The 829-nt window shown below is 71.2% G+C and carries 1 protein-coding gene and 1 pseudogene; one reads left to right on the forward strand and one right to left on the reverse strand.

All coding sequences use genetic code 11. The features are described 5' to 3' along the window. Positions 1–238 (forward strand): annotated as a pseudogene (locus KBX53_RS34545) (cysteine desulfurase); the annotation flags it as partial. 13 nt (positions 239–251) lie between these two features. Here KBX53_RS34545 and KBX53_RS34550 read toward each other — a convergent pair. Further along, on the reverse strand, positions 252–650 hold the full coding sequence (locus KBX53_RS34550) for a hypothetical protein (RefSeq protein WP_210863986.1): 399 nt from the start codon (positions 648–650) through the stop codon (positions 252–254). Between the last annotated feature and the right edge of the window lie 179 nt (positions 651–829).

The following is an 829-nucleotide window of genomic DNA, read 5'->3' on the forward strand; positions in this document are numbered from 1 at the left end:
CGAGGGCGCGTTCGGGATCAGCCGGGCCGCGACGCGGCAGCGACTGTTGGCGGGGGTCTACACGATCGACCAGTACCTCGCGGCGCTGCGGCTGCCGACGGGCGGCGCGGTCCGCGTCTCGTTCGGACTGGCGTCCACGGCGACCGACGCGGAACGCTTCGTCGCCTTCGTCCAGTCGACCTACCTCAACCGTGGGGCCGGCGCCGAGTCACCACTGCCACCTCGGCTGCGCTGTTGACCGGGCCGGCCGGTCAGCCGACCTGGGCCACCGGTGCCGGGCGGTGCTTGATCTCCTCCATGAACGGGAACCGGGCGGTCAGCTCGGCGATCGTCAGGCCGGCCCGCCAGGCCGCGGCCACGTGGGCGACCTGCGCGAGGTCCATGACGTCACCGCGCGCGAGAACCTCGCCCGAGACCCGAAGGTCGATCATGAAGTATCGAGCCTGCGATCCCAGCCCCACGCAGACCACGCCCTCGTCGGAGTGCAGCTCGGCGCAGGTGAACCGGGCCCGCCCCTGCTCCGGCGCGGTCACCCGGCCGACATCGAGCCCGTGCCGGGCAGCGGTGTCGATGAGCGCGGGGGCCAGGCCACCCCGCTCGACCAGGTCCGGGTAAAGGCGCACACCCAGCGCCGTCGACGCCTCGCTCATGACTGACTCCCACTTCCTTGTGACAGAGACCAGCAGCGCGCAGGTTACGGAAACGTTTCCGGCACGCCTCGCCATCCTGTCGCGGGTGGACGCCCCACGGCAATAGGAAGGGTCGATTCGACCGCTATCGAGTAACAGTCGTGCCGCCGCCGAACTCCGTCGACGGGTCAGCGCCGTCC

The organism is Micromonospora sp. M51, assembly GCF_018070305.1.
GTDB lineage: Bacteria > Actinomycetota > Actinomycetes > Mycobacteriales > Micromonosporaceae > Micromonospora > Micromonospora parva.

Excerpts from the sequence above, each read along its gene's own strand:
- KBX53_RS34550 (WP_210863986.1), bottom strand. The coding sequence starts at position 650 with ATGAGCGAGGCGTCGACGGCGCTGGGTGTGCGCCTTTACCCGGACCTG.